We start from the raw sequence: 2,645 nt of genomic DNA, 5'->3' as shown, positions 1-2,645 counted from the left end.
TCGAATACTGACCTGGGGAGCGCCGTAGTGCCTGGTCATGGCCAAAACCGCCGTCTCACCGCCGAATAAGAGCGTTTCCTGACCGCCGCCAACACTGGCGGCTGCATGACCGCGTCGGGGACGCGGCCGGTGGCCTGCGCCGCACGGCTGGTGACCGCGCCGTCTCGGTCAGCCTGGGCGTGGCGACGCTGGACCCGAAGACGACTTCGACGCGGCAGGCGGTCGATGCCCAGACCCGCGCACTGGTGAAGCAGGCCGATGAGGCCCTCTACGCCGCCAAGTCCGCAGGGCGTGACCAGGTGGTGCAAGGGCAGCCGCCCTTGGTGCCGCCGCTGGTGCCGGCCGTGGTTTGAGCCGGTGATGGGCGGCACCGCTTGCCGGCAGCCGTTCGACGGGCCTGGCAGGGTGGCCCTCGCGCTGGAGGGAGGTCATCGCCATCGGCGATGACCCCGATCGTGGCGGCCCGTCCCGCCGGGATGCAGCGCCTGGTCTACAGGCGGTGCAGGGTCTTCAGCAGGCCGGCACGAGCCCTGGCGGCTTCCAGTTCGATGGAGGTGGCGTTGACGCGGCGCTGGATGTCCTTGCGCAGGCCCCCGGCCTTGCGGCGCTGCAGGTGCTTGGCCTTGTAGGCGGCCTCACCCATCTGCAGATGCACATGTTCGCGCAGCGACATGCCGTTCGCCGGCCCCAGCGTCTTGAGCACCGGCTGGGGGGTGTCCACCCAGAGGATCTGCTGGAGTTCGTCGGCGGCATTCACGAATGAGATGTAGCCGCCTTCGAGCATCTGGCGGGGGCGGGTGATATTGCCCTGGAAGCTGTAGCGCACGCCGGGTCGCGCATCGCTGTCGTAGTAGTTGGGCGTGATGAAGTCGGACACCGCGACCCCCGCGATTTCATAGGCGAAGTTGTTGGCTTCGCAGGGGTCGCAGGCTTCGACCAGGTACTCGAAGGTGCCGTCGCCGTCGACGACCTGGCCGCCCTGGATCATGATGCCGTTGCTCGCCTGAAGCCGGCTTCCATAGGGGTCCACGAGCATCTCGCAGACCTCGTGGCTGGCGTCCACCGTCCAGCTGGGATCGTCCGCCGAGGCAATCACCTTGGCGTAGGGGCGCTTGTTCTTGTCCTGGTGGTATCCGCCTTCGCCCGGCGGCAGCGTGGCGACCAGGTAGACGGGCCAGTCGCCCCGTCGCAGCGAGCTCAGTGAGGATACTGCCTTGACGTGGGCCGAAATCCCGCTCCAGGTCGTCGCGAGATCGCGCGTCACCTGTTGATCCAGGGCCGAGGAGACCTGGCTCAGGAAGGCCGGGTCGATGGTGCCGGTCAGGTCGACCAGGACCACGGAGTTCATCTGTTGGGTGGACATGTCTTGCTCCCGAAAGCTGCAAATGGCGGGACTTCACTCCGGCACGGTCGCGGCAGCAATGCCGACACCGACACCTCGAGGGTTTCCCGTTCGCAGACTGGCCACTGGGCGGCGGCGACACAACCCCAATGTTGTGGACTTTGGCAGTTAGGTAGGCCTTGAGTTTGCGCAAATCTCGACGGCGCAAGGGCTATATCGACGTCGCCGAGCCGGGGTACAGGACGGCGGTCCGGGTCAGCGCGTGCAGGGGGCGGCGTCGACGTTCTCGATCGCATGGGGCGCCTCGCTCAGCATCGCCCGCACGGCGATGACGGACAGGGGGGGCGTCGCCGGAGGCCCGAACGGCGGTGACAACGAAAATCGGTCGTCGTGTTCCGGCAGCCTCGACCGACAGCATCACCGCCGGGTCCTGTCGCCCGATCATGGCTGGCCGAGCAAGTGGGCCCGGAGGACTGCACTCGCGGACCGCGGCCGGCTCGAAGCGACCCGTTGTCGACACAGGTCTGATCATTTCGCCAGCGCGGAAGCAGTCGTCGGGCCAGCTTCCGCGGATCGGTCGTCGCAGCTCCTTGAATGCTCGAGGTCCCGAGCTGCAGCGGAGCTCATGACGGTCATTCGATCGAAAGCACCGCTTCACCTGACTCGCACGGGCGCTGGCATAATATGCCAATGTTGGGCTGGCCTGCTGCATCCCACGCCTTCGGAGCGATCGACATGCCAACGCGAAACGTGGTCTTGAGCGACCATCAACAGGAGCTGATAGAGACCCTGGTGAAGTCCGGGCGCTACCAGAACGCCAGCGAGGTACTGCGTGAAGGTTTGCGCCTGATCGAAGAGCGCGATCGCACCGAGCGCGCAAAGCTGCAGGCCCTCAAGCAAGCGGCCCGCCAGGGATGGGCGGATATTTCCGCGGCACGGTATGCCGACGTTGGTGACGACCAGCTTGAGGATTTCGTCGGGCAGTTGGGTTGTCGTGCCGCCCAATTCGCCAAGACGGCAAGCTGATGCTTCGTTATCGTCTGTCGGACTCGGCTCAGGCAGACGTCATTGGCATCCTTGCCTGGACGCATGAGCAGTTCGGCGAGATCGCGCGTTTGCGCTATGAGAGCTTGATCGTCACGGCGCTACGCGATGTTGCGCTTCAGCCGGACAGACCTGGCAGCCTCCTGCGGCCCGAGCTCGGGGCAGGTGTTATGACCGTCGCTGTTTGAGGTCTGCCAGAGCCTGATGTCCCAGGGACATTTCGGGCGTTGTTGAGAACGCCGCCGACGGCAGTGCGGGA

Annotated in this window: 4 protein-coding genes; 3 read left to right on the top strand and 1 reads right to left on the bottom strand. The window is 65.9% G+C overall.

The window, feature by feature from the left end; translation table 11 throughout:
• Positions 1-179: 179 nt before the first annotated feature.
• Positions 180-353 (top strand): hypothetical protein, encoded by a 174-nt coding sequence (locus tag EV671_RS26945; protein ID WP_165917749.1) that lies wholly within the window; start codon positions 180-182, stop codon positions 351-353.
• A 137-nt stretch (positions 354-490) separates the two neighbouring features.
• Here the strand turns inward: EV671_RS26945 and EV671_RS26405 are convergent, their stop codons facing one another.
• A complete protein-coding gene (locus EV671_RS26405; RefSeq protein ID WP_132576875.1) occupies positions 491-1,363 on the bottom strand; it encodes a hypothetical protein in 873 nt (290 codons plus the stop codon).
• 714 nt (positions 1,364-2,077) lie between these two features.
• Between EV671_RS26405 and EV671_RS26400 the strand changes: the two genes are divergently transcribed.
• The gene (locus tag EV671_RS26400; protein ID WP_132576874.1) at positions 2,078-2,368 is read left to right on the top strand and encodes a type II toxin-antitoxin system ParD family antitoxin; all 291 of its coding nucleotides are present in this window, start codon (positions 2,078-2,080) and stop codon (positions 2,366-2,368) included.
• Positions 2,368-2,574, top strand: coding sequence for a type II toxin-antitoxin system RelE/ParE family toxin (locus EV671_RS26395; protein WP_132576873.1), 207 nt, complete (start codon positions 2,368-2,370; stop codon positions 2,572-2,574). The genes EV671_RS26400 and EV671_RS26395 overlap by 1 nt, the downstream gene beginning before the upstream one ends.
• Positions 2,575-2,645: the final 71 nt, after the last annotated feature.

It is taken from the genome of Roseateles saccharophilus (assembly GCF_004342485.1).
GTDB classification, from domain to species: domain Bacteria; phylum Pseudomonadota; class Gammaproteobacteria; order Burkholderiales; family Burkholderiaceae_C; genus Pelomonas; species Pelomonas saccharophila.
Note: the sequence above shows the minus strand (reverse complement) of the source record. Positions and strands in the feature narration are given on the sequence as shown.